The sequence below is a fragment of the Microbacterium sp. CCNWLW41 genome, assembly GCF_037083505.1.
Map to the genome: position 1 here is coordinate 470,367 of NZ_JBAOJP010000001.1, position 22,692 is coordinate 493,058.

Sequence of the window (22,692 nt, forward strand, 5' to 3'; positions counted from 1 at the left end):
GGGCAGGATCCAGCCTCTCGGATGCCGCGCCCCCGGGCAACTCGCGGCGCCGGGCCGCTCGTGCGCGAGGCGGGTCATCCCCGCCGCTATCGTGATCCTCGCACCATCCCCCGAGCGCAAGGAGCGCGCATGCCTTTGTGGACCCTGCACGGCAACGGCCGTACCGTCGAACCCGGCACGGTCGTGAAGCCCGACGAGAGGCTGAACTGGCCCGCCACCGTCGCGATCGGCGCGCAGCACGTCATCGCGATGTTCGGCGCCACGTTCCTGGTGCCGGTGCTGACGGGCTTCCCCGTCTCGACGACGCTGCTCTTCTCGGGCCTCGGCACGCTGCTGTTCCTCCTCGTCACGAAGAACCGGCTCCCCAGCTACCTCGGGTCATCGTTCGCGTTCATCGCACCGGTGACCGCCGCGACCGCGTCGCAGGGCATGGGATCGGCCCTCGCCGGCATCGTCGCGGTCGGCGTCCTGCTCGCCGCCGTCGGCTTCGTCGTGCAGTTCGCGGGTCTGCGATGGATCGAGAGGCTCATGCCGCCGGTCGTCGCCGGTGCCATCGTCGCCCTCATCGGCTTCAACCTCGCGCCGGTCGCGTGGGACAGCTACCAGCAGGCCCCCGTCACGGCGACCATCACGCTCGTCGCCGTCATCCTGTTCAGCGTGCTGTTCCGCGGCTTCCTCGGTCGCATCTCGATCTTCCTCGGCGTGATCGTCGGCTATCTCGTCGCGCTCGTGCGCGGCGAGGTCGACTTCACGGCCGTGAACGACCTCGTCGCCGAGGGACAGTGGGTCGGTCTCCCGGTCTTCCACTTCCCCACGTTCGGCTCGCCGGGCACCTGGAGCGTCATCGCGATGTTCCTGCCGGTCGTCCTCGTGCTCATCGCCGAGAACGTCGGTCACGTGCGCGGCGTCGCGACGATGACCGACGCCTCCGTCAACCGGTACACCGGCCGGGCGCTCATCGCCGACGGCGCGGCCACCGTGCTCGCGGGCACCTTCGGCGGCTCTGGCACCACGACCTACGGCGAGAACATCGGAGTCATGGCCGCGACGCGCGTGTACTCGACGGCCGCGTACTGGGTGGCCGGCATCTTCGCCGTCCTGCTGTCGCTCTCGCCCGTCGTCGGAGCGGTGTTCAACTCGATCCCGGCGGGTGTGCTCGGCGGCGTCACGACCGCGCTCTACGGTCTCATCGGCATCATCGGCATCAAGATCTGGGTCGACAACCGCGTGGACTTCTCGCGCCCGGTGAACCAGTACACCGGCGCCGTGGCCCTCGTGATCGCGATCGCCGGCTTCACCATGCAGTGGGGCGAGTTCCAGCTCGGCGCCATCGTCATCGGCGCGGCGGCAGCGCTGCTGATCTACCACGTGGGCAACGCGATCGCCCGCTGGCGCAAGACCGGTGCCGACGACGGCGGCCCGATCCCCGCGGTCGGCCAGCTCGGCGGCGACCCCCAGTAGCCTGACGCTGCCTGCCGCCACCCCGGAGCCGGGAGGGCGCCGGGTGGCGGCATCCGTCGTCCAAGTCCCGGTTTGGGGCGCACCGCGGACGGTTGGGGCGTGTCGCGCACGCCCCGAGCGGTCGCGCGACGCCCCAAACCGTGGAGACGTCTGGGAATGAACGACGGATGCCGGGGGTTCTCATTCGTGTGAATACACAGGCCGAACGTCTCGCCGCCGATACCGCCATGGGGGCCGTCACGCTGCTCGTCGGCGACCTCGACGGCATGACCGCGTTCTACCGCGACGTCATCACCCTGCAGGTGCTCGCCGCGGACGGCGACGAGATCGTGCTCGGACGCGCGGGCCGGGCGGTGGTGGTTTTGAAGCACGAGCCGGCCCTCCGTCACGCGACCCCGGGCTCGGCGGGCCTGTTCCACACCGCGATCCTCTTCGAGACGCAGGAGGCCCTCGCCGCCGCGCTCTACAGCGTCGCCCGCCACGCACCGCACACCTTCACCGGCTCGGCCGATCACCTCGTCAGCCAGGCGTTCTATCTCACCGACCCGGAGGGCAACGGAATCGAGCTGTACTGGGACCGGGCCCGCACCGAGTGGTCGTGGACCCACGGTCAGATCGAGATGGCGACCCTGTACCTCGACCCGAACGCGTTCCTCCAGGAGCACCTCACGGAGCGCGCTGCGAGCGGCGCGACGGCACAGGAGGCGGCATCCGTCGGTCATGTGCACCTCTCGGTGGGCGACGTCGCGACCGCCCGGGCGTTCTACGTCGACGCGCTCGGCTTCGACGAGACGGCGGGTCTAGGCGACCAGGCGCTGTTCGTCAGCGCGGGCGGCTACCACCATCACATGGCGATGAACGTGTGGAACTCGCGCGGCGCCGGACCGCGGATGCCGGCCCTCGGCCTCGGCCGCGTGGACCTGACTCTGCCCGACGCCGACGCCCTCGGCGCGCTCGGCGCGCGCCTGCGGCATCACGGCCTCGACGTGCGCGACGACGGACGCACCGTGTCGTTCGACGACCCGTGGCGCAACCTGCTCCACGCGACGGTGCCCGGCCGAGGCTGACGCCGGCCCGCGACGCCGCGGACCGCCGAGCCGCTACACGGACCCCCGGACGACGAGCTCCGTCTCGAGGATCGTGACGTGACGCGGATGCCTCCCCGCGAGGAGGTCGATGAGCACCGAGGCCATGCGCTCCCCCTGCTGGAACGACGGCTGGCGCACCGTGGTCAGCTGCGGATTCACCGATGTCGCGACCGGGGAGTCGTCGAAGCCCATGATCGCGATGTCCTGCGGCACCCGGATGCCCGCCTGCGCGAGGACGGTGAGGACGCCTCGGGCCATGAGATCGCTCGCGACGAACACGGCGTCGGGCTGGGCGCCCGAGGCGAGGATGCGTCGCATCGCATCGGCGCCGCCGTCGGCCGTGAAGTTGCCGTCCTCCACCGCGACCTCGTCGAGACTCCATGCCGCCAGCGCCTCGCGGTACCCCTGCAGCCGGTCGACGCCGGCCGGCATGTCGCGGGGACCGGTGATCGTCGCGATCCGACGGCGCCCGCTCTCGATCAGGTAGACGGTCGCGTCGTAGGCGCCGCGCACGTTGTCGACGTCGACGTAGTAGTCGCGCTCCCGCTCGCGCACGGGCCGGCCGCCGTAGACGACCGGGACGACGCTGGCGATGCGGTCGATGAAGGTGTCGCTGGTGTGGTGCGAGACCACGATGGCGCCGTCCACCGCCCCGCTGCGCACGTAACTCGTCGTCTTGTCGCCGGGGTCGTCGCTCGCGATGAAGAGGTTGAGCACGTAGTCCGAGCGGCTCAGGCGCGAGTTGATGCCCGACACGATGGCCGCGAAGAACGGGTCGCCGAAGAAGCGGGTCGTGTCTTCAGGGACGATGAGCGCGACGGCGTGCGTCTTCTGGCTGGCGAGGGAGCGTGCCGCGCGGTTGGGGACGTAGTTGAGCTCGGCGATCGCCCGCTGGACGGACTCCAGCGCCTCGGGGCTGACGGCGGTCGAGCCGTTGACGACGCGCGACACGGTCGAACGCGACACCCCCGCCGCCGCGGCGACCTCCTCGATCGTGACCGCCGATCGCATGGTCTCGGTACCCATCGTGTCCCTCCTCCCGGATGCTACGGCACGCTGTGGACATCGGCGACGCGGCGACGTCGCGCGCCCCCGAGTGTTACGACGCGACGGACGCGGCCTCGGCGTACTCCGGCGCGAGCGCGCGGGCGGCGATGATGCGGCGGTACTCCCGCGCGCTGTCCTTCGGCGTGCGCTCCTGCGTGTCGTAGTCCACGCGCACGATGCCGAAGCGCTTCTCGTACCCCCACGCCCACTCGAAGTTGTCCAGGAGCGACCAGTAGAAGTATCCCCGCACATCGACGCCGGCCTCGGCCGCATCGAGGGTCGCACCCAGGTGCGCGCGGAGGAACTCCACCCGGTCGGCGTCGTGGACGCGCTTCTCGCCGTCCTCGATGACGAGCTCGTCGTCGTAGGCCGCACCGTTCTCGGTGACGTAGAGCACCGTGCCGGCCGGCTCGGCGTACTCGTCCCACACGCGGCGAAGCAGGGTGGTCAGGCCGTCGGGCTGGACCTCCCACTGCATCGGCGTGCGAGGAAGCCCGCGCTCGTGCCAGAAGATGCCCTCGTGCGACGGGAACGGCGAGCGACCGGGACGGTCGGTCGGCGCGTCTCCGCCGATCGGCGGGTCCACGGGCGCGCGACCTCCCACGTACTCGCCGTGGTAGTAGTTGACGCCGAGCGTGTCGAGGGGCGTCGCGATCGCCTCCAGGTCTCCCGGACGCACGGCGGCCTCCCAGGCGGCGACGGCCGCGGCATCCACCGTCCGGATGTCCTCGACGATGTCGGCCGGGTACTGGGCCCGGAAGATCGGGTCGAGGAACCAGCGGTTGAACTGGCCGTCGATGCGGCGCGCGGCGTCGAGGTCGGCGGGGTCGCCGGCGTCCACGGGGTCTGCCACCGTGAGGTTCAGCGTGATGCCGAGCTGCAGCGACTCGTCGCGCGCACGGAGCTCGCGCACGGCCTGTCCGTGGCCGAGCAGCAGGTGGTGCGCGGCGAGCACACCCTCCTCGACGCTGTAGTGGCCGGGCGCGTGCAGGCCCGCCGTGTAGCTGAGGAACGACGAGCACCACGGCTCGTTGAGCGTCGTCCACACGTCGACCCGGTCACCGAGCGCGTCGTGCATGTCCAGCGCATACTCGGTGAACCGGTCCGCGGTGTCGCGGTTCGCCCAGCCGCCCTTCTCCTGCAGAGCCTGCGGCAGGTCCCAGTGGTACAGCGTCAGCCACGGGAGGATGTCCGCCCCGAGCAGCTCGTCCACCAGGCGCTTGTAGAAGTCGACGCCCTTCTCGTTGACTTCGCCGCCGTCCGGCCGCACGCGCGACCACGACGTCGAGAAGCGGTACGTCTGCAGGCCGAGGTGCTTCATCAGTGCGACGTCATCGGGGTACCGGTGATAGTGGTCGCACGCCACGTCGCCGTTGTCGGCGTTGATGACCGCGCCCGGCACCCGGCAGAACGCGTCCCAGATCGAGTCGCGGCGGCCGTCCTCGTGGGCGGCGCCCTCGATCTGGAAGGCTGCGGTCGCGGCGCCGAACAGGAAGTTCCGGGGGAAGGCGCGCGGGGTCGGGGTCGTCATGAGGGGAAGGTCCTCTCTGGGGGCGTTTGATATCAGGATGTCGGGGCGGGTGGGCGGGCGGAAACCCTAGCCCTTGACGGCGCCGGCCATGATGCCGCTGACCAGCTGCTTGCCGGCGACGGCGAACAGCAGCAGGAGCGGGATGGTCGACAGCAGCACACCGGCGAGCACGATCGAGTAGTCGACGAAGTAGTTCGACTGCAGGAGCGAGAGGGCGACCGGAAGGGTGGGGTTCTGCCGGTCGAGCACGATGAACGGCCAGAAGAAGTTGTTCCAGGCGCCGACGAAGGTGAACAGGAACAGCATCGCTGCCGCCGGCCGCGCCGCGGTGACGCCGACCGTCCAGAACGTGCGGATCATCGACGCGCCGTCCACGCGCGCCGCCTCGATGAGCTCGTCGGGGACCGCCTGCTGCAGGTACTGCGTCATCCAGAAGACGCCGAAGGCGCTCGTGACCGCGGGGATGATGATCGCGCCGATCTGGCCGGTCCATCCGAGGTCTGCGAACAGGATGTACAGCGGCACGACGCCGAGCTGCATCGGCACCGCCATCGTCGCGACCACGAAGATGAGCAGGCCCTTGCTCCCGGGGAAGCGGAGCTTCGCGAACGCCCAGCCCGCCAGCGTCGAGGTGAGGACGACGGATGCCGCGATCAGCGTCGAGCTGTAGATCGAGTTCCACAGCGCGGGCCAGAAGTTCACCGCCGGGTCGCCGACGACGGATGCCGCGTTGGCCAGGAAGTTGCCGCCGGGGATCCACGACATGTTCGGGTCGTTGATGGTGGAGGCGTCGCCCGATCCGATGAGGAACGACCAGTAGTAGGGGAACACGGCGGCGAGCACGACGACGCCCAGTCCGGCGTAGACCCAGAAGCCCGGCCGGTAGCCGCGGATCTTCGTGGTGCGCTGGCGGCGGCCGCCGCGGGGCTCGTCGGGGCTCGCGATGCGCTGCTCAGCCAGCGCGATGGGAGGAGTGGTGCTCACCGGCCCAGTCCCTTCTTGTTCTTGCGCGTGACCCCGCGGCCGCCCTCGTCGGCCACCAGCCGACGGGTGACCAGGAGGTTGATGAGGCCGATGACGAGGATGATGAGGAACAGGATCCACGCCAGGGCCGCGGCGCGGCCGAAGTTCCACTCGCGCCAGCCGATGTTGTAGAGGAACAGCGTGATCGTCAGCCACTGCTGCGCCGGGCCGCCCTCGCCGGTGTTGTCGTACATGCGCGGCTCGTCGAAGATCTGCAGGCCGCCGATCGTCGAGGTGATGATCACGAAGATGAGGGTCGCCCGCAGCGACGGGACGGTGATGCTCCAGAACTGGCGGAACGCGCCGGCGCCGTCGACGGTGGCGGCCTCGTAGTAGTCGCGCGGGATCGCCTGCATCGCTGCGAGGAGGATCAGCGCGTTGTAGCCGGTCCAACGGAAGTTCACCATCGTCGCGATGGCGACGTGGCTCCAGAACGGGTCCTTGTGCCACATGATCGGCTCGAGGCCGAGATCGGTGAGGATGTTGTTCACCAGGCCGTGGTTGTCGCCGAACATGTTGCTGAAGATGAGCGCGACGGCGACGGGGGCCATGACGTAGGGCAGCAGGACGCTCATGCGCCAGAACGTCTTGGCGCGTATGTTGCGGTCGAGCATCGCCGCGATGAAGACCGCGAGGACGAGCTGCGGGATCGTGGACAGCAGGAAGATGCTGAACGTGTTGCGCAGCGCGGTCCAGAACTGCGGGTTGGAGAGGATCCAGACGTACTGGTCGAATCCGACGAACTCACCGGAGTTGCGGACGAGGTCCCACTCCTGGAACGAGATGACCGCGGTGTAGACGATCGGGAAGGCGCCGACGATCGCGAACAGGATGAAGAACGGCGAGATGTACAGGTAGGGCGAGACCTTCAGGTCCCAGCGGCTCAGCCGCTGGCCGAAGGTCAGCCGGCGCACGCGCTTCTCCTTCGGAGGCTGCGGGGGCGTCGCCTCCGGCGCGTGCGGGCGCGTGTCGGTTGCAGTCACGGGTTGCTCCAGGGCTCTGCGGACGGTGTGGGGGCGAGGTCGGTGCGTGCGGGCCCGGGGGGACGCCCGCACGCACCGGCCTTCTCAGAAGGCCTCGACCTCAGCGACCCACGTGTTCCAGGAGGTCTCCTGGTCCTCGAGGCCGTCGAAGACGCGGTTGACCGCGTTCTGGAGCGCGTCGTGGTACTTGAAGTAATCCGCGTCCTTGAACGGGGCGACCGTGACCGCCTCGGCACGGGCCGAGAGGATCTCGCCGGTGGGCGCCTCGTTGAAGAAGGCGTTCGTGGCGTCGGCGAGCTCGGAGCTCTCGAGCGCGTCGAGCTGGCTCGGGAAGGTGCCCGCGTTGGCGAATGCCTTCATCTGCTGCTCGGGAGCGGTGAGCCAGTCGGCCAGCGCGAGCGCCGCCTCGACGTTCTCGCCGTCGGCGGGGACGGTCAGGTACGACCCACCCCAGTTGCCGCCGCCGTTGGGGAAGACGTCCGCGATGTCCCAGCCGGTGACGTCGGGCGCGTTGCCCTCGATCACGCCGAGCATCCAGCCCGGGCACAGCATGGCGGCGAACTCGCCGTTGGCCATCGAGGCGAACCAGTCGTCGGACCACTGGCCCGAGTACGCGGAGTTGGGAACGGCGCGCTCGACGACGAGGTTGTACGCGTCCTGCACCTCGGGGTTCTCGGTCGCGATGACCGTGCCGTCCTCTTCGGTGTAGGTGTACTCGATCTGGTTCACGATGCCCTGGAGCACCGAGTTGGCCGAGTCGATCATCGGCTTGCCGGTGGCCGCCTTGTACTGGTCGGCGACGTCGAGGAAGTGCTCCCAGTCGCCGTCGAAGAGACCGGCCACGCCCTCGCGGTCGCTGGGGAGTCCCGCCGCGGCGAACAGGTCGGAGCGGTAGCAGATGCCCTGCGGGCCGATGTCGGTGCCGAAGCCGACCAGACGGCCGTCGGCGTCGGTCGCAGCGGCCTCCTTCCAGTCGAGCCAGCGGCCCTTGACGCTGTCGGGGGCCTCGGCGAGGAGGTCGGAGTACTGCATCGCCTCGGCGAACCAGTCGATCTCGACCGCCTCGATGTCGGCCAGGCCGCCCTTGCCGAGCTTGGCGAAGTAGTTCGCGCGGGCGTCGCCGGACTCGGCGGCGCGGTTGTGGACGATCTTCACGTTCGGGTTCTCGTCCATGTACTCCTGGAGGAGTTCATCGGTGTAGCCGAAGTCGTTGAAGGTGGCCACGGTCAGCGTGACCTCGCCGTCCTCGCCGCCGGCCTCGTCGTTGCTGCCGCCGGCGCAGCCGGCGAGGACGATGGCCGAGGCCGAGAATGCGGCGATTGCCACAGCGCTTCTGCGGAAGGCGCGTGCGTTCACTGTCACTCCTTTGTGTTGTCAGGTGGTGTGTTGCAGGACCGGCCAGGGCGGGTCCCGTGGCCGAGGTGATGTCATGGGAGCGTTCCCACCGATCGAGAGGAAACGCTATGGGATCGCTCTCACGAAGTCAAGGGAGCGCTCCCACAGCCGGATCACGGTTCGGTCACGGCGGATTCCAGATGCAGGGAAACGACCGATGCGGCGGCCCGTAGACTGGAGGCGACCCCTGCCCGCGACATCCGGCGTTCCGACTCCTCGCTGCGCTCGTCGCCCACGACCGATAGCTGCGGCCCCCGGCCGCCAGGAGGATCCCGATGCCCACGATCGTCGTCGACGTCATGCCCAAGGCCGAACTGCTGGACCCGCAGGGCAAGGCCGTCTCGGGCGCCTTCTCGCGACTCGGGATCAGCGATTTCAGCGCCGTGCGCATCGGCAAGCGCTTCGAGCTCACGGTCGACGGCGAGGTCACCGACGAGGTGCTCGCCGAGGCGAAGCGGGTCGCGGACGAGATCCTCTCGAACTCGGTGATCGAGGACGTCGTCGGCGTCGAGGTGGTCGAATGACCGCCCGCGTCGGGGTCATCACCTTCCCCGGCTCGCTCGACGACCGCGACGCGCAGCGCGCCATCCGCGTCGCCGGCGCCGAGCCGGTCGCGCTGTGGCACGGCTCGCACGACCTCGACGGCGTCGACGCGCTCGTGCTCCCCGGCGGCTTCAGCTACGGCGACTACCTGCGCGCCGGGGCCATCGCGGCCCTCGCCCCGATCATGTCGGAGGTGAAGGATGCCGCGGCCAAGGGCATGCCCATCCTCGGCATCTGCAACGGCTTCCAGATGCTCGTCGAGGCGCACCTGCTGCCGGGCGGCCTGATCCGCAACGCGCACCAGCAGTTCATCCGCCGGGACCAGCGCCTGCGCGTCGAGAACAACGACACCGCCTGGACGAGCGACTTCGCGACCGGCCAGGAGATCGTCATCCCGCTGAAGAACGCCGACGGCGGCTACATCGCGTCCGACTCCGAGCTCGACCGCCTCGAGGGCGAGGGCCTGGTGGCGTTCCGCTACCTCGGCGTGAACCCGAACGGGTCGCTGCGCGACATCGCCGGGCTCACCAACGAGCACGGCAACGTCGTGGGGCTCATGCCCCACCCCGAGCACGCCGTCGAGCCGGGGTTCGGCCCCGACACCTCGGCGGCCATGCGCTCCGGCGTGGACGGCCTGGCGTTCTTCACCTCGGCGATCGCCGCGGTGGTGGGCGCCGCCGCCTGAGCGGCGGCATCCGTTCTCAGACTGTTCCGGCCGGCGGCCAGACGCCGACGATGAGCGCCATGACGACGATCGTCACGAGCTCGTGCGCGATGTTCAGCACCGTGAGACTGGTCGGCCGCCCCTCGAAGGCGTCGTGCGTGATGAAGCGGGCGGCGGTGAATCCCGCCCACAGGATCACCCCCGTCGCCAGCGCCGCCCACAGGTAGCTGCCGCCGTAGAAGTGCCAGGCGATCGACGACGCGCCCGCCAGCACCCACGCGGTCACGAAGCTCACGATCACCGTCACGACGATCGGCACCACCGCGCTGGCGCCCGGCCGGTCCATGTCGACGTCTGCGAGCTTCGACCACCGTGTGCCGAACACCTTCGGCGTGTACCAGATCGTTCCGACGACCATGCTCGACGCCGTCGCGATCAGCACCGCCCAGTAGTTGATCTCGGGAACCATGTCGGCCTCCTCCGCCTGTTCGACGCGAGCGTATCGCCGGCGTGCCGCGCCGGGCGCGCACCTCGCCGGTAGCGTGGACAGGGTGACCAGTGGCATCCGGAACCTCATCGTCAGCGTCCCCACCGAGCAGCTCGCCGCAGACCTCGGCGACCTACCCGAGGGGGTCGAGCTGGTCGTGTGGCCGATGGACGCCGCCGCCCCGCGAGACCGCTTCGACATCGTCGTCCCCCCGTACATGTCGATGGCGCGGGTGCTGGAGCGGCTGGAGGGCGTCGACGTCGGGCTGGTGCAGGGCCAGTCGATCGGCTACGACGGCGTGGCGGACATCCTTCCGGACGGGCTGCCGTTCGCCAACGCCGCCTCGGTGCACGAGACCTCGACAGCGGAGCTGGCGGTCGGCCTCGCCCTCGCCGCCCAGCGGCACATCGACGCGTTCGCCGTCGACACGGCCGTCGGGCGCTGGCAGCCGGTGTTCGCCGACAGCCTCGCCGACCGCCGCGTGCTGCTGCTCGGCTACGGCGGCGTCGGCAAGGCCGTCGCGGCACGTCTCGAGCCGTTCGAGGTCGAGCTGACCCCCGTCGCGTCGCGGGCGCGAGAGGAGGACGGCGTCGCGGTGCACGGCATCGACGAGCTGCCGACGCTGCTCCCCCGCGCCGAGATCGTGGTCCTGACGCTGCCCGGCGGCGAGGCGACGCAGGGCCTCGTGGACGACGCGTTCCTGTCGGCGCTGCCCGACGGCGCGCTCATCGTCAACGTCGGCCGGGGCACGCTCGTCGACACCGACGCCCTCGTCGACCATGTGCGCCGCGGCAGGATCCGCGCCGCGCTGGACGTCACCGATCCCGAGCCGCTCCCCGCGGATCACCCGCTGTGGGGCCTTCCCGGGGTGCTCATCAGCCCCCACGTGGGCGGGGCATCCAGCGCCATGCGCCCCCGCGTCGCGAAGCTGGTGCGCACGCAGATCGAGCGCCTCGTCGCCGGCGAGCCCCCGCTCAACGTCGTACTGGGAGACTGACGGCCTGACTTCGTTCACGCGCCCGGGCGCACCAGACCCGTCTCGTAGGCGGCGACGACGGCCTGGACGCGGTCGCGCACCCCGAGCTTGGCCAGGAGCCGCGTGACGTGGGCCTTGACGGTCGCCTCGCTGAGGTGGAGCTCGCGGCCGATCTCGAGGTTGGACCGGCCGCGCGCGATGAGCAGCCAGATCTCCTCCTCCCTCGGCGTCAGGTCTGCCGGGGGACGCGCGTCGGGCGGCGGCGCGCCCAGGTAGCGCTCGATCAGCCGGCGGGTGACTTCGGGCGCGAGCAGCGCCTCTCCGCCGGCGACGGTGCGGACGGCATCTACGAGGCGATCCGGCGGGGCGTCCTTGAGGAGGAATCCGGATGCCCCGGCCGCCAGCGCCCGGTACACGTACTCGTCCAGATCGAACGTGGTGAGCACGAGCACCCGTGGCGCCCGGGCCTCGGCGGAGATGAGGCCGGTGGCCTCGATGCCGTCCATCCCGGGCATGCGGATGTCCATGAGCACCACGTCGGGCGCCAGCACGCGCGCGGCGGTCACCGCCTCACGGCCGTCAGCCGCCTCGCCGACGACCGCGAGGTCCGCGGCCTCGAGCAGGCCCCTGATCCCGGAGCGCACGAGGGCGTGGTCGTCCGCGATGAGGACCCGGATCGGCGGGGGCGCTGCGCCCCGGTCGGCGCCGCCCGAGCCATCGCCGAAGACGGATCCGTCCCCCGTCATGCCCGGGCCGCCACGGGGATCGCCGCCTGCACGAGCCAGCCGCCGTCCGGGGTGCGGCGGGACTGGACGCGGCCGCCGTACAGGCGGACGCGCTCCTGCATCCCGGGGAGTCCCCGGCCGGCGCCGGGGACGGCGACCGACGCCCCGGAGCCGGGGGCAGGACCGTTCTGCACCGCCACCTCCAGCTCGCCGTCGGTCGCGCGCACCGTCACGGCGATGTCGGCGCCCGCGGCGTGCTTGCGCACGTTGGTCAGCGACTCCTGCACGATGCGGTACACCGTCAGCGCCACGCCGTCCGGGATGCCGTCGACTGAGGCATCCGTCGTCAGGGTGCAGCGGTGTCCGGCCGCCTGCGTCTCGGCGATGAGGTCGGGAAGGGCCGACAGCCCGGGCTGCGGCACGTAGGACGCCTCGTCTTCGCGGAGCACCTCGAGCAGGTGGCGCATCTCGTCGAGCGCGCCCTGCGCCGTCCGACGGGTGAGCTGCAGGTGCGTGCGCGCCCGGGCAGGATCGCGTTCCACGAACTGCTCTGCGGCGGCGGCTTGAAGGGCGACGATCGACAGCGAGTGGGCGACGATGTCGTGCAGCTCCCGGGCGATGCGGCGGCGCTCCGCTGCCGCGGCCTCGGCGGCGCGCTGCTCGGAGCTCGCGCGCGTGTGCTGCAGGGACAGCGCGCGGTGACGCACGATGCGGCCCGCCGCCCACGTCGAGCCGACGAAGAACACCAGGAACACTGCGCCCGCGGCCTCGATGCCGGTCGCGCCGAAGTACCCGAGCGCGTGCGCCCCGAGCATCGCCGCGACGGGCACGAGACCGAGCAGGACCGCGAGGGGCCACGGGCCGATGCGCTCGGCGACCGTGAAGGTGGCCACGAGGAGGCTCGGGAACGGGTTGAACGTCGCGTCCGGGCCGGCGACCGCGGCGTGGAGCACCAGCGCCGCCGCCACCACGAGCAGCACGGCCGCGGGGAAGCGACGCCGCACGGCCAGCGGAAGCGAGATGGCCAGGGCGAAGCCGAGCTGCGCGAGGGGATGAGCCGAGGGGACCAGGAGCGCCTCGAGCACCGCCCACGCCCCGATCCCGCCCGCGATCGCGAGGTCGAGCGGCGACGTCCACTGCCGCCAGCCGGACCGGCCGCGACCGGACGTGCGCGCCGGCGCGGGGGCGGCGTTCGGGGTCACGGTCCGATGCTAGAGGGCGATCCGGGCGCGCCCGTAGCGACGAAAGTCGACTCCTCCGTCGACCCGCGTCGCACGCGGACCCGCCGGAGGCCGCGTCGGAACAGCACCGTGCGGGAGGCGAGTCCTCGACCTCCGCACGATGTCGCCGCCGGTCGCTCCTCCGTAGCTTCGTCTCGTCGCACCGGATCCCCGCTCGCGACCTGGACCCGTCAGAAAGGCCGTCATGGCATCCGTCACCCTTCCTTCCCCCGCGACCTCCGCGACCGCCGCTCACCCGTATCCGCGCAACGGGCGGCTGATCGGCCGGATCGGCGCCCGCCTGGCCGGCGCCGCCGCGCTCGCCGCCGGCATCCTGTCGATCGTGATCGGAGTGCTGCAGTTCCTGTTCCCGCAGGACGAGGACCCCGCGATCGACCCGCGCACGCGAATCATCCTCGTCATGTTCACGGTGAGCCTGTGGGCGCTCGCCGTCCTGTTCCTGGGGCTGGCCCGCTACGCCCGGTCGAGCTGGGGAGCGTTCGTCGCCGCCACCGGCACCGTCCTTCTGACCCTCGGCACGGCGACGAGCGCCGCCAACGGCATCGACTTCGAGTGGTTCCCCCTCGTCGCCATGGCGGCCAACGCCCTCTGGCTCGTGGGCGTCATCGGCCTCACCGTCTCGCTCGTGCGCGCTCGGCAGATGAGCCTGTGGCTCGTGCTGCCGCTGCCCCTGGTGCAGGTGCTGCTGCTGTTCTTCTCGCAGACCGGCGGTGGCGTTCCGGCCGGCCTCTTCGTCTCGACGCTCGGGATCGTGCTGCTGGCAGGCGGCGCGCAGTCGCGCGCACGTCGCCGCGACCGTCGCTGACGGACCGTCGCCCCGCGGGGGCCGGGCCGCGAGGCCCGGTCCCCGCAGTCTCCACCAACGCGAGGGTCGAACGTCCCTTCTCTCGGTCGGGGCATTGGGGTATGACCGAGGGAAGGGACGGTGATGGCGGATGAAGAACGACTCGGGATCGAAGCGCGCGGCCACGGTGGAGCGTCTGGACGCCGCCACCTGCTGGGCGTACGTGCAGGGGGCCAAGCTCGGCCGGCTCGCCGTCGTGAACGCCGACGGCTCGCCGGACATCTTCCCCGTGAACCATCTGGCCCACGAGGGGGCGATCTACTTCCGCACGGCGCGGGACTCCAAGCTGCTGCACATCGCCCATCACCCGCTCGTCGCCTTCGAGGTCGACGGCGAGGCCGACGAGCACTACTGGAGCGTCGTCATCCGGGGGCGCGCGGAGCGGGTGACCCGCGACGACCAGATCCGCGACAGCGGGGTGCGCACACTCGTGTCGTGGAGCCCGACCGCCAAGTTCTTCGTCGTCAAGGTCACCGCGAACGCCGTGACGGGTCGGCGCTTCCCCGTGCACGCGGGTCGCAGCGGACGGCTGCTGGCCTTCGAGGGCGACCCCTCCCTCCCGGCCGCTGCCGATGCCCAGCGATCGGTGCGGGGCGACCGGCCCGAGCCGATCCCGCACTTCGGGCCGCGCCCGGGGGGCGACCACGGCCCGCCCGCCCCCGACGCGGGCCAGGACCGCTGACCGCGCGGGCGAAGACCCGTCCGAAGGTCAGGCGGTGAACACCGTGTGGACGTCGCCGACCACGGCGCGTCCGCCGAGCGCGGTGAGCTCCATCAGCACCGCGGTGCCGACGACGACGCCGCCGAGCGAGGCCACGAGTTCGTGCGCGGCGACCAGCGTCCCTCCGGTGGCCAGCACGTCGTCCACCAGCAGGACGCGCGCACGGTCGGCGATGTCGCCGTGCGCCTCGATCGTGGCGCTGCCGTACTCGAGGTCATAGGAGACGGATGCCGCCGGCAGCGGCAGCTTGCCCGCTTTGCGGATCGGCACCAGACCAACGCCGGCCTCCATCGCGACGGCACCCGCCAGCAGGAACCCTCGCGCCTCGACGCCCGCGACCACGTCGAACGACCCCTCGAAGGGCGCGATCATCGCGTGGATGACGGTGCGCAGGGCCGAGGCATCCGCCAGCAGCGGCGTGATGTCGCGGAACAGCACCCCCGGCTCGGGGTAGTCGGGGACGCTCCGGATCAGGGACTCGGCGCGGACGAGGGCTTCAGACGGCACCCGTTCACCCTACGCCGCGTGCCCGGGTGCCGAGGGAGGCGGCTGTGTAAGCGCTTGCAGTACACTGGCCCGATGACTTCCGCAGATACCGAAGAGCGAACGGATGCGTTCCTCGCCGCCGTGGGCGGCGAGTGGTGGCGCACCGCCATCATCTACCAGATCTACCCCCGCTCCTTCGCCGACGCGTCCGGCGACGGCATCGGCGACCTCCCGGGTGTCACGTCGCACCTCGACGATCTGCAGGACCTCGGCGTCGACGCCATCTGGCTGAGCCCGTTCCAGCGCTCTCCGCAGAAGGACGCCGGCTACGACGTCAGCGACTACTGCGACGTCGACCCCCTGTTCGGCACGCTGGCGGACTTCGACGCCATGCTCGCCGGCGCGCACGCCCGCGGCATCCGTGTCATCGTCGATCTGGTCCCCAATCACTCCTCCGACCAGCACGAATGGTTCCAGCAGGCGCTCCACGCGGCGCCGCACAGCGCCGAGCGCGCGCGCTACATGTTCCGCGACGGCCAGGGCGAGAACGGCGAGCTCCCGCCGAACAACTGGGAGTCGGTCTTCGGCGGCCCCGCCTGGACGCGCGTCATCGAGGCCGACGGCAAGCCGGGCCAGTGGTACCTCCACCTCTTCGACTCGTCGCAGCCCGACTTCGACTGGTCGAACGAGGAAGTGCGCGAGGAGTTCCGCCGCATCCTGCGCTTCTGGCTCGACCGGGGCGTCGACGGCTTCCGCGTGGACGTCGCCCACGGACTCGTCAAGGCCGAGGGTCTCCCGGACTACATCCCCGACCCCGAGGCCGGCTCGATGGGCGGCGAAGAGGAGAACGTGCCCTACTGGGGCCAGGACGCCGTGCACGAGGTCTACCGCGACTGGCGCAAGATCCTCGAGGAGTACCAGGGCGACCGGGCCCTCGCCGCCGAGGCGTGGCTGCCGACCGCCGAGCGCACCGCGCAGTGGGTGCGCCCCGACGAGATGCACCAGGCCTTCAACTTCCCCTACCTCTCGACCGAGTGGAACGCCGCGGACCTGCGCAAGGTCATCGACGTCTCGCTGCGGGCCTTCCCGGGCGTCGGCGCTCCGAGCACGTGGGTGCTGTCGAACCACGACGTCGTGCGCCACGCGTCGCGCCTCGCGCTGACCGCCGAGAACCCGCAGGGTCACGGCATCGGCCCCGAGTCCCCCGGCCAGCCGATCCCCGAGGTCGGCCTCGCCCGCGCCCGCGCCGCGACGACGCTCATGCTCGCGCTGCCCGGCTCGGCCTACCTGTACCAGGGCGAGGAGCTCGGCCTCCCCGAGGTCATCGACATCCCCGGCCACGCGCGCCAGGACCCGACGTGGTTCCGCACGAACGGCGAGCGGTACGGCCGTGACGGCTGTCGCGTTCCGATCCCGTGGACCGCGGATGCCCCGGCCTACGGTTTCAACGCCACGGGCGCGTCGTGGCTGCCCCAGCCCGCCGAGTGGGCACATCTCGCCCGCGACCGGCAGTCCGGCGTCGAGGGCTCGACCCTCGAGCTCTACCGGACGCTCCTCGCCGAGCGCCGCGCGCGCTCGCTCGGCGCCGGCTCGCTCGAGTGGATCGACGGCTACGGCGACGACGTGCTGGCGTTCCGCAACGGCGGGGTCACCGTCGTCGCGAACACCGGCTCCACGCCGATCGCGTTGCCGCCGGGTATCGTGATCGCGTCGAGCGGCCCCGTCGTGGGAGACCGGATCCCCGCCGACACCACCGTCTGGGTGACAGGCGACTGAGATCCGCGCACCCGGGCGTCGGGCGGGGTCAGCCCCCGCCTGACGGCCCGGGCGGAGCGGAAGCCGGCGCGGCACGAGCCCCGCGACCGGCAGCAAGGAGGACGACGTGGTCAGCATCGACGAGGTCGCCCGCGCGGCGGGCGTCTCGACGGCGACGGTCTCGCGCGCCCTCAGCGGGCGCGGCCACGTCTCGGCGGGCGCGAAGGCCAAGGTCGAGGCGGCCGCGAAGAGTCTCGGCTACGTCGTCTCGGCGTCGGCGTCCAGCCTCGCCTCGGGCCGCACGCGCAACATCGGCGTCCTGGTGCCGTTCCTGGACCGCTGGTTCTTCTCCACGGTGCTGAGCGGCATCGCCTCGGCCCTCATGCGACGCGGCTACGACATCACGCTGTACAGCCTCACGGCGGACCGCGACGAGCGGCACGACATCTTCGAGACCTTCCTGCGCCGCCAGCGCGTCGACGGCGTGATCGCGATCTCACTGGAGCTCGGCAAGGAGGAGACCGAGCGCCTCGTCGAGCTCGACCTGCCGGTCATCGCGATCGGCGGACCGAACCCGCTCCTGACCACGCTCACCGTCGACGACGTCGCGGTCGCGCGCCTGGCGACCGAGCACCTGCTGGCGCTCGGGCACCGCGAGATCGCGCACATCGGCGCCAGCCCCGAGTTCGACGTCGACTTCCACATCCCGACGCAGCGGCGGCAGGGCTTCGAGCAGGCGCTGGCGGATGCCGGCATCCCGGTGAAGCCGTCCCTGTACGAGCCCGCGGACTTCACGATCGAAGGCGGCTTCCGCGCCGCCAAGCAGCTGCTGGGCAAGCCCGGCGGGCGACCGACGGCGATCTTCGCGGCATCCGACGAGATGGCCATCGGGGCGCTGCTGGCCGCGCGCGACCTCGGCTACCGCGTGCCCGAGGACCTGTCGGTCATCGGCATCGACGGCCACGAGCTCGGCGAGTTCTTCCGCCTCACCACGGTCGATCAGTTCCCCCTCGGCCAGGGTGAGCGCGCCGCCGACGCGATCCTCGCCGCGCTGGAGCGGACCGATACCGGAACCCCGGCCCACCGGCCCGGCGAGCTGCCGTACGAGCTCATCGTCCGCGGCTCGACCGCGCGCCTGGCCGGCTGACGCGGGCGACGATCCCGGGGCGGCGCGGATAGGCTCGACGCCATGACCATCGACCTCGAGGCCCTCTACATCGACCTGCACCGGCATCCGGAACTGTCGTTCCAGGAGACGCGGACGGCCGGGGTCGTCACCCAGCACCTCGCGGACCTCGGCATCGAGTTCGAAGAGGGGATCGGCAAGACCGGCGTGGTCGCGTCGATCGTCAACGGCGACGGACCCGTCGTGTGGCTGCGCGCCGACATGGACGCCCTCCCCGTCCCCGAGCAGACCGGCCTCGAGTACGCCAGCACCGCGCGCGGAACCGACCCCGCCGGCAACGACGTTCCCGTCATGCACGCGTGCGGCCACGACATGCACGTCACCGCGCTCCTCGGCGCCCTGGAGCGCCTGGTCGCCACGAAGGACGAGTGGTCGGGGACGATCGTCGCCGTCTTCCAGCCGGCCGAGGAGTACGGCGCCGGCTCACAGGCCATGATCGCCGACGGCGTGCTCGACCGATTCCCGAAGCCCGACATCGTGCTCGGCCAGCACGTCACCCCGCTCCCGGCGGGCACGATCGGCGTGCGCAGCGGCACCCAGATGGCGGCATCCGACGGGCTCACCGTGACGCTCCTCGGCCGCGGCGGGCACGGATCGCGACCGCACTCGACGATCGACCCCGTCGTCATGGCGGCGGCCACGGTGATGCGCCTGCAGACGATCGTGTCGCGCGAGGTCGACCCGCGCGACGTCGCGGTGGTGACGGTGGGATCCATCCACGCGGGCCTGAAGAACAACATCATCCCCGCCGAGGCGAAGCTCGAGCTGAGCCTGCGCTACCCCGACGACGAGGCTCGCGCCCGCGTGCTCGAGAAGGTGGAGCGCGTCGTGCGCGCCGAGGCGCAGGCATCCGGTGCGGAGCAGCCGCCCACGATCGTCGTCGACCACTCGCTGCCACCCACGATCAACGACGTGCACGCCACGGCCCGCCTCGTGCTGGCCTTCGACGCCGCGTTCGGCGAGGGCACGGTCATCGACCCGGGCATGTTCACCGGCAGCGAGGACGTCTCGTGGTTCGCGCGCGAGGCCGGCGTGCCGCTGGTGTTCTGGTTCTGGGGCGGCGTCGACCCGGCCGCGTTCGCCGCGGCGCAGGCCGCCGGCACGATCGAGCGCGACATCCCGACGAACCACTCGCCGTTCTTCGCCCCCGTGCTGCAGCCGACGCTGAGCCGCGGCGTGGAGGCGCTCGTCGTCGCCGCCCGCGAGTTCCTGGAGTCGCCCGCCCGCTGATCGAGTAACCGCGATCTCGTCGAGTGACCACGTCCTCGGCGCCGACAGCGTGGTCACTCGGCGAGGACGCGATCACTCGGCGAGGACGCGGTCACTCGGCGGCCAGAGACCCCGGCAGCTCGCGGGCATCGACCAGCCGCTGGCCCGAGACGACGCCCGGCAGCCCGCGCGGCCCGAGCCGAGTGAACACGAGCAGCACCGACGCGATGACGAACACCACTTCGACGAGCCCCCACGCCCCCGGGAGCGCCGCGAGCACGAGGTAGCCGCCGATGCCGCCGAGGAACCGCAGGAAGCGGGCGAGCCCCACCGGCAGCTCACCGCCCGTGAAGCGCAGCTGCACGGCGTGATCGCCGACGGTGCGGCCGGTGGCGAGGGTCACCACCAGCCACACCGCGATCGTCGCCGCGTTGCCCACGGCGGCGGCGGCGCCGTCGCGCACGGCCGACTGCGCGCCGAGGAGCGCGAGCGCCAGCTGCACGGCGACCACCGTCGAGAGGTTCAGCACCCAGGCGGCGACGGCGTCGCAGACCATGCCCAGGAGCCGCCGGCCCCGGGTCACCGGCTGGGGCTCGCCGGCGTCCGGCAGCCGCGCGGATCCGCGCCACCGACGGGGCACGGCGAGGGCCAGCAGCGAGCCGATCACTGCGCCGAGCGTGTTCATCAGCAGGTCGTCGACGTCGAACACGCGGTAGGCGCACGGGTACAGACCCCAGACGCCGGTGAGCTGCGTGAGCTCGACGAACGCCGACAGCGCGAAGCCGGCGACCAGGGCGGCGCCCACTCCGCGCCCGCCGAACACCCGGAGGATGACGCCGAGGGGCACGAAGAGCACGACGTTGAGCAGCAGCTGCCGCACGGCCGGGTCGGCGGCCGCGCCGCCGCCCCGCCGGGCGATCGCGTCGCGCAGCTCGCCGGCGAGCGTCGTGGGGTCGAGGTTGACGCCGCCGCAGCGGATCGCGTCGGGGTCGGGCAGCGGCAGCAGCGTGTACGTCCAGATCGCCATGACGTAGACGAGAGCCGCCGCCCACAGCAGGAACCTGCCGACGCCGAACCCGCCACGCCGCCGGTAGCTCAGCGCCACGAACGGGACGAACAGCAGCACGCCGACGACCACACCGAGCGTGATCGCGAGCACGCCGAGGCGGATCTGCTCGTCCACGCATCGAGTGTCGCAGAGCGCGTCGGATGCCTCGCGGGCAGGCGTATGGATTCCGTGAGGATCGGCGGCCCGCCCCACCCGCGCGAGTAGCTTCTCCCGCTGTGACGAACGAACTCAGGGAGCCGGCGGTCGACGAGCCGCCGATGGCGAAGCGCCTCATCCTGGGCGGTCCCCTGGCCTCCAGCGACTCCGAGGAGCACCTGCTCCCCAAGAAGCGGGCGCTGCCGATCTTCGCCTCCGACGCGCTGTCATCGGTGGCGTACGCGCCGCAGGAGCTGCTGCTCATCCTCCTCACCGGCGGCCTGGCCTTCCTCGCGTTCGCCCCCTGGATCGCCGCCGCGGTCGTGCTGCTGCTGATCGTCGTCGTCGTCAGCTACCGGCAGCTCATCAAGGCGTACCCCTCCGGCGGCGGCGATTACGAGGTCGCGCGGAAGAACCTGGGCGAGGTGCCGGGTGTCGTCGTGGCCGCGGCGCTCCTGGTCGACTACGTCCTCACCGTGTCCGTCTCGGTCGCGTCGGGCGTCGACAACATCATCTCGGCGCTGCCGGGGCTCGACCCGTTCCGCGTGGAGCTGGCGGTCGGCTTCGTCATCCTCATCGTCGTCGTGAACCTCCGGGGCGTCCGCGAGGCCTCCACGGCGTTCGCCATCCCGACGTACGTGTTCATCGCCTCGGTGGGCGTCATGGTCGTCGTCGGCCTCTTCCGGACCCTGACCGGCGACGCGCCGCTGGCGGCCAGCGCGCAGTACGCCGTCGAGACGCAGAGCGTCACCCAGGCGGCGGTCATCCTCCTCGTGCTGCGGGCGTTCTCGAGCGGCTGCTCGGCGCTGACCGGCGTGGAGGCCGTCTCCAACGGCGTGCAGGCGTTCCGCAAGCCGAAGGTGCGCAACGCACAGACGACGCTCGCGCTGATGGGCGGGATCGCGATCCTGCTGTTCTCGGGACTCACCGCCCTGGCCCTGGTGTCGGGCGTCCACTACGCCGAGAACCCCTGCGACCTCATCGGCTTCGACTGCACGGCGGGCCCGCAGCCGAGCGTCATGGCCCAGGTGTCGTCGGCCGTGTTCGGAATGAACTCGATCCCGTTCTTCGTCATCCAGGCGGCGACCGCGCTCGTCCTGCTGCTCGCCGCCAACACCGCCTTCAACGGGTTCCCGCTGCTGGGCTCGGTGCTCGCGCGCGACGGCTACGCGCCCAAGGCCCTCAACACGCGCGGCGACCGCCTGGTCTACTCCAACGGCATGATCGTCCTCGGGCTGATCGCGATCGGCGTGCTGATCGTCTACCAGGCGAACCTCACGAACCTGATCCAGCTGTACATCATCGGCGTCTTCACCTCGTTCACCCTCGGCCAGATCGGCATGATCCGGCACTGGCGCCGGGGACTGCGCGAGATCCGGGCGCTGCCGCCGGAGCGACGCGACGACAGGACGGTCCGCGACGACCTCTTCAGCTATCGCAAGGGGCTCGTCATCAACTCGGCGGGCGCCGTGATGACGGCATCCGTGCTCATCATCGTGACGATCACGAAGTTCACCCACGGGGCGTGGCTGGTCTTCCTCGCGATCCCCGTGCTGTCGTTCCTCATGATCGGCGTGCACCGCTACTACCGCGATGTCGACCACGAGATCGCCATGGACGACCGGATCCACTTCGGCTCGTCGGGCGACGTCGCGCTCATCCTCGTCAACAAGCTGCAGAAGCCGGTCGTGAAGGCCGTCGACTACGCGCTGGCCGCCAAGCACGACAAGACCTTCGCGGTGCACGTCTCGGTGACGAAGGAGGACGCGGCGGCACTCGAACAGGAGTGGCAGGAGCATCGGATGCCGATCCCGCTGAAGATCATCGAGTCGCCGTATCGCACCTACGCGAGCCCGATCGCCGAGTTCGTCAAGAAGTACCGCGAGCAGCACGGGTCGTCCGTGGTCACGGTCTACCTGCCGCAGTACATCGTCGGGCACTGGTGGGAGACGCTGCTGCACAACCGCCGCGCCCGTCGCATCGCCCAGCAGCTCATGCTGGTCCACGGCGTCTCGATCACGCTCGTGCCGTGGCTGCTGGACTCGTCCGAGCTGATCTACGGCCGGCGCTCCCGCGCGCTTCCCGGCGACGACCGCGCGGGCCGGGGCAGCGCGTAGCCTTGA

At 71.2% G+C, this 22,692-nt stretch carries 21 protein-coding genes; 11 read left to right on the top strand and 10 right to left on the bottom strand.

The features are described 5' to 3' along the window. Positions 1-129: 129 nt before the first annotated feature. On the top strand, positions 130-1,461 hold the full coding sequence (locus V6R91_RS02000) for a uracil-xanthine permease family protein (protein WP_336393919.1): 1,332 nt from the start codon (positions 130-132) through the stop codon (positions 1,459-1,461). Positions 1,462-1,688: 227 nt separating this feature from the next. Then, positions 1,689-2,528 (top strand): VOC family protein, encoded by an 840-nt coding sequence (locus V6R91_RS02005; protein ID WP_336393920.1) that lies wholly within the window; start codon positions 1,689-1,691, stop codon positions 2,526-2,528. A gap of 33 nt (positions 2,529-2,561) precedes the next feature. On the opposite strand, the gene V6R91_RS02010 is transcribed toward V6R91_RS02005, so the two are convergent. From V6R91_RS02010 to V6R91_RS02030, 5 genes are all read right to left on the bottom strand, one after another. Beyond that, positions 2,562-3,575: a LacI family DNA-binding transcriptional regulator gene (locus V6R91_RS02010; protein WP_336393921.1), complete on the bottom strand. Its 1,014-nt coding sequence runs from the start codon at positions 3,573-3,575 to the stop codon at positions 2,562-2,564. 73 nt (positions 3,576-3,648) lie between these two features. Beyond that, a complete protein-coding gene (locus V6R91_RS02015) occupies positions 3,649-5,127 on the bottom strand; it encodes a glycoside hydrolase family 1 protein (RefSeq protein WP_336393922.1) in 1,479 nt (492 codons plus the stop codon). A gap of 66 nt (positions 5,128-5,193) precedes the next feature. Further along, on the bottom strand, positions 5,194-6,111 hold the full coding sequence (locus V6R91_RS02020; RefSeq protein WP_378879451.1) for a carbohydrate ABC transporter permease: 918 nt from the start codon (positions 6,109-6,111) through the stop codon (positions 5,194-5,196). Then, on the bottom strand, positions 6,108-7,133 hold the full coding sequence (locus tag V6R91_RS02025; RefSeq protein WP_442928087.1) for a carbohydrate ABC transporter permease: 1,026 nt from the start codon (positions 7,131-7,133) through the stop codon (positions 6,108-6,110). Before V6R91_RS02025 ends, V6R91_RS02020 begins: the two co-directional genes overlap by 4 nt. Positions 7,134-7,217: 84 nt before the next feature. Then, a complete protein-coding gene (locus tag V6R91_RS02030; protein ID WP_336393923.1) occupies positions 7,218-8,489 on the bottom strand; it encodes an ABC transporter substrate-binding protein in 1,272 nt (423 codons plus the stop codon). 314 nt (positions 8,490-8,803) lie between these two features. Between V6R91_RS02030 and purS the strand changes: the two genes are divergently transcribed. Both purS and purQ read left to right on the top strand, forming a co-directional pair. After that, positions 8,804-9,052, top strand: coding sequence for a phosphoribosylformylglycinamidine synthase subunit PurS (purS, locus tag V6R91_RS02035; RefSeq protein ID WP_336393924.1), 249 nt, complete (start codon positions 8,804-8,806; stop codon positions 9,050-9,052). Further along, positions 9,049-9,756, top strand: coding sequence for a phosphoribosylformylglycinamidine synthase subunit PurQ (gene purQ, locus V6R91_RS02040; RefSeq protein WP_336393925.1), 708 nt, complete (start codon positions 9,049-9,051; stop codon positions 9,754-9,756). The genes purS and purQ overlap by 4 nt, the downstream gene beginning before the upstream one ends. A gap of 16 nt (positions 9,757-9,772) precedes the next feature. On the opposite strand, the gene V6R91_RS02045 is transcribed toward purQ, so the two are convergent. Then, a complete protein-coding gene (locus V6R91_RS02045; protein ID WP_336393926.1) occupies positions 9,773-10,204 on the bottom strand; it encodes a DUF1761 domain-containing protein in 432 nt (143 codons plus the stop codon). An 82-nt stretch (positions 10,205-10,286) separates the two neighbouring features. Here V6R91_RS02045 and V6R91_RS02050 point away from each other — a divergent pair, with 82 nt between their 5' ends. After that, positions 10,287-11,219 (top strand): 2-hydroxyacid dehydrogenase, encoded by a 933-nt coding sequence (locus V6R91_RS02050; protein ID WP_336393927.1) that lies wholly within the window; start codon positions 10,287-10,289, stop codon positions 11,217-11,219. Between the two features lie 14 nt (positions 11,220-11,233). Here the strand turns inward: V6R91_RS02050 and V6R91_RS02055 are convergent, their stop codons facing one another. Further along, positions 11,234-11,944: a response regulator transcription factor gene (locus V6R91_RS02055; protein WP_336393928.1), complete on the bottom strand. Its 711-nt coding sequence runs from the start codon at positions 11,942-11,944 to the stop codon at positions 11,234-11,236. Next, positions 11,941-13,125, bottom strand: coding sequence for a sensor histidine kinase (locus tag V6R91_RS02060; RefSeq protein ID WP_336393929.1), 1,185 nt, complete (start codon positions 13,123-13,125; stop codon positions 11,941-11,943). The genes V6R91_RS02055 and V6R91_RS02060 overlap by 4 nt, the downstream gene beginning before the upstream one ends. Positions 13,126-13,348: 223 nt before the next feature. Between V6R91_RS02060 and V6R91_RS02065 the strand changes: the two genes are divergently transcribed. Both V6R91_RS02065 and V6R91_RS02070 read left to right on the top strand, forming a co-directional pair. Further along, entirely contained in the window at positions 13,349-13,969 is a 621-nt protein-coding gene (locus V6R91_RS02065; RefSeq protein WP_336393930.1) for a hypothetical protein, read from the top strand. 130 nt (positions 13,970-14,099) lie between these two features. Further along, positions 14,100-14,690 carry a pyridoxamine 5'-phosphate oxidase family protein gene (locus V6R91_RS02070; RefSeq protein ID WP_336393931.1) on the top strand — a complete coding sequence of 197 codons (591 nt, stop codon included), beginning with the start codon at positions 14,100-14,102 and terminating at the stop codon, positions 14,688-14,690. A 27-nt stretch (positions 14,691-14,717) separates the two neighbouring features. Here V6R91_RS02070 and V6R91_RS02075 read toward each other — a convergent pair whose 3' ends face one another. Next, a complete protein-coding gene (locus V6R91_RS02075) occupies positions 14,718-15,236 on the bottom strand; it encodes an adenine phosphoribosyltransferase (protein WP_336393932.1) in 519 nt (172 codons plus the stop codon). A 72-nt stretch (positions 15,237-15,308) separates the two neighbouring features. On the opposite strand from V6R91_RS02075, the gene V6R91_RS02080 reads away from it, so the two are divergent. The 3 genes from V6R91_RS02080 to V6R91_RS02090 all read left to right on the top strand — a co-directional run bounded on the left by V6R91_RS02080 (position 15,309) and on the right by V6R91_RS02090 (position 19,386). After that, complete coding sequence (locus tag V6R91_RS02080) at positions 15,309-16,991, top strand: glycoside hydrolase family 13 protein (RefSeq protein WP_336393933.1); 1,683 nt, start codon at positions 15,309-15,311, stop codon at positions 16,989-16,991. Positions 16,992-17,097: 106 nt separating this feature from the next. Then, entirely contained in the window at positions 17,098-18,117 is a 1,020-nt protein-coding gene (locus V6R91_RS02085) for a LacI family DNA-binding transcriptional regulator (protein WP_336393934.1), read from the top strand. Positions 18,118-18,159: 42 nt separating this feature from the next. Continuing rightward, complete coding sequence (locus tag V6R91_RS02090) at positions 18,160-19,386, top strand: amidohydrolase (RefSeq protein WP_336393935.1); 1,227 nt, start codon at positions 18,160-18,162, stop codon at positions 19,384-19,386. Between the two features lie 91 nt (positions 19,387-19,477). Here V6R91_RS02090 and V6R91_RS02095 read toward each other — a convergent pair whose 3' ends face one another. After that, a complete protein-coding gene (locus V6R91_RS02095) occupies positions 19,478-20,548 on the bottom strand; it encodes a VanZ family protein (protein ID WP_336393936.1) in 1,071 nt (356 codons plus the stop codon). A gap of 143 nt (positions 20,549-20,691) precedes the next feature. On the opposite strand from V6R91_RS02095, the gene V6R91_RS02100 reads away from it, so the two are divergent. Then, entirely contained in the window at positions 20,692-22,686 is a 1,995-nt protein-coding gene (locus tag V6R91_RS02100; protein WP_336395022.1) for an APC family permease, read from the top strand. Positions 22,687-22,692 lie beyond the last annotated feature (6 nt).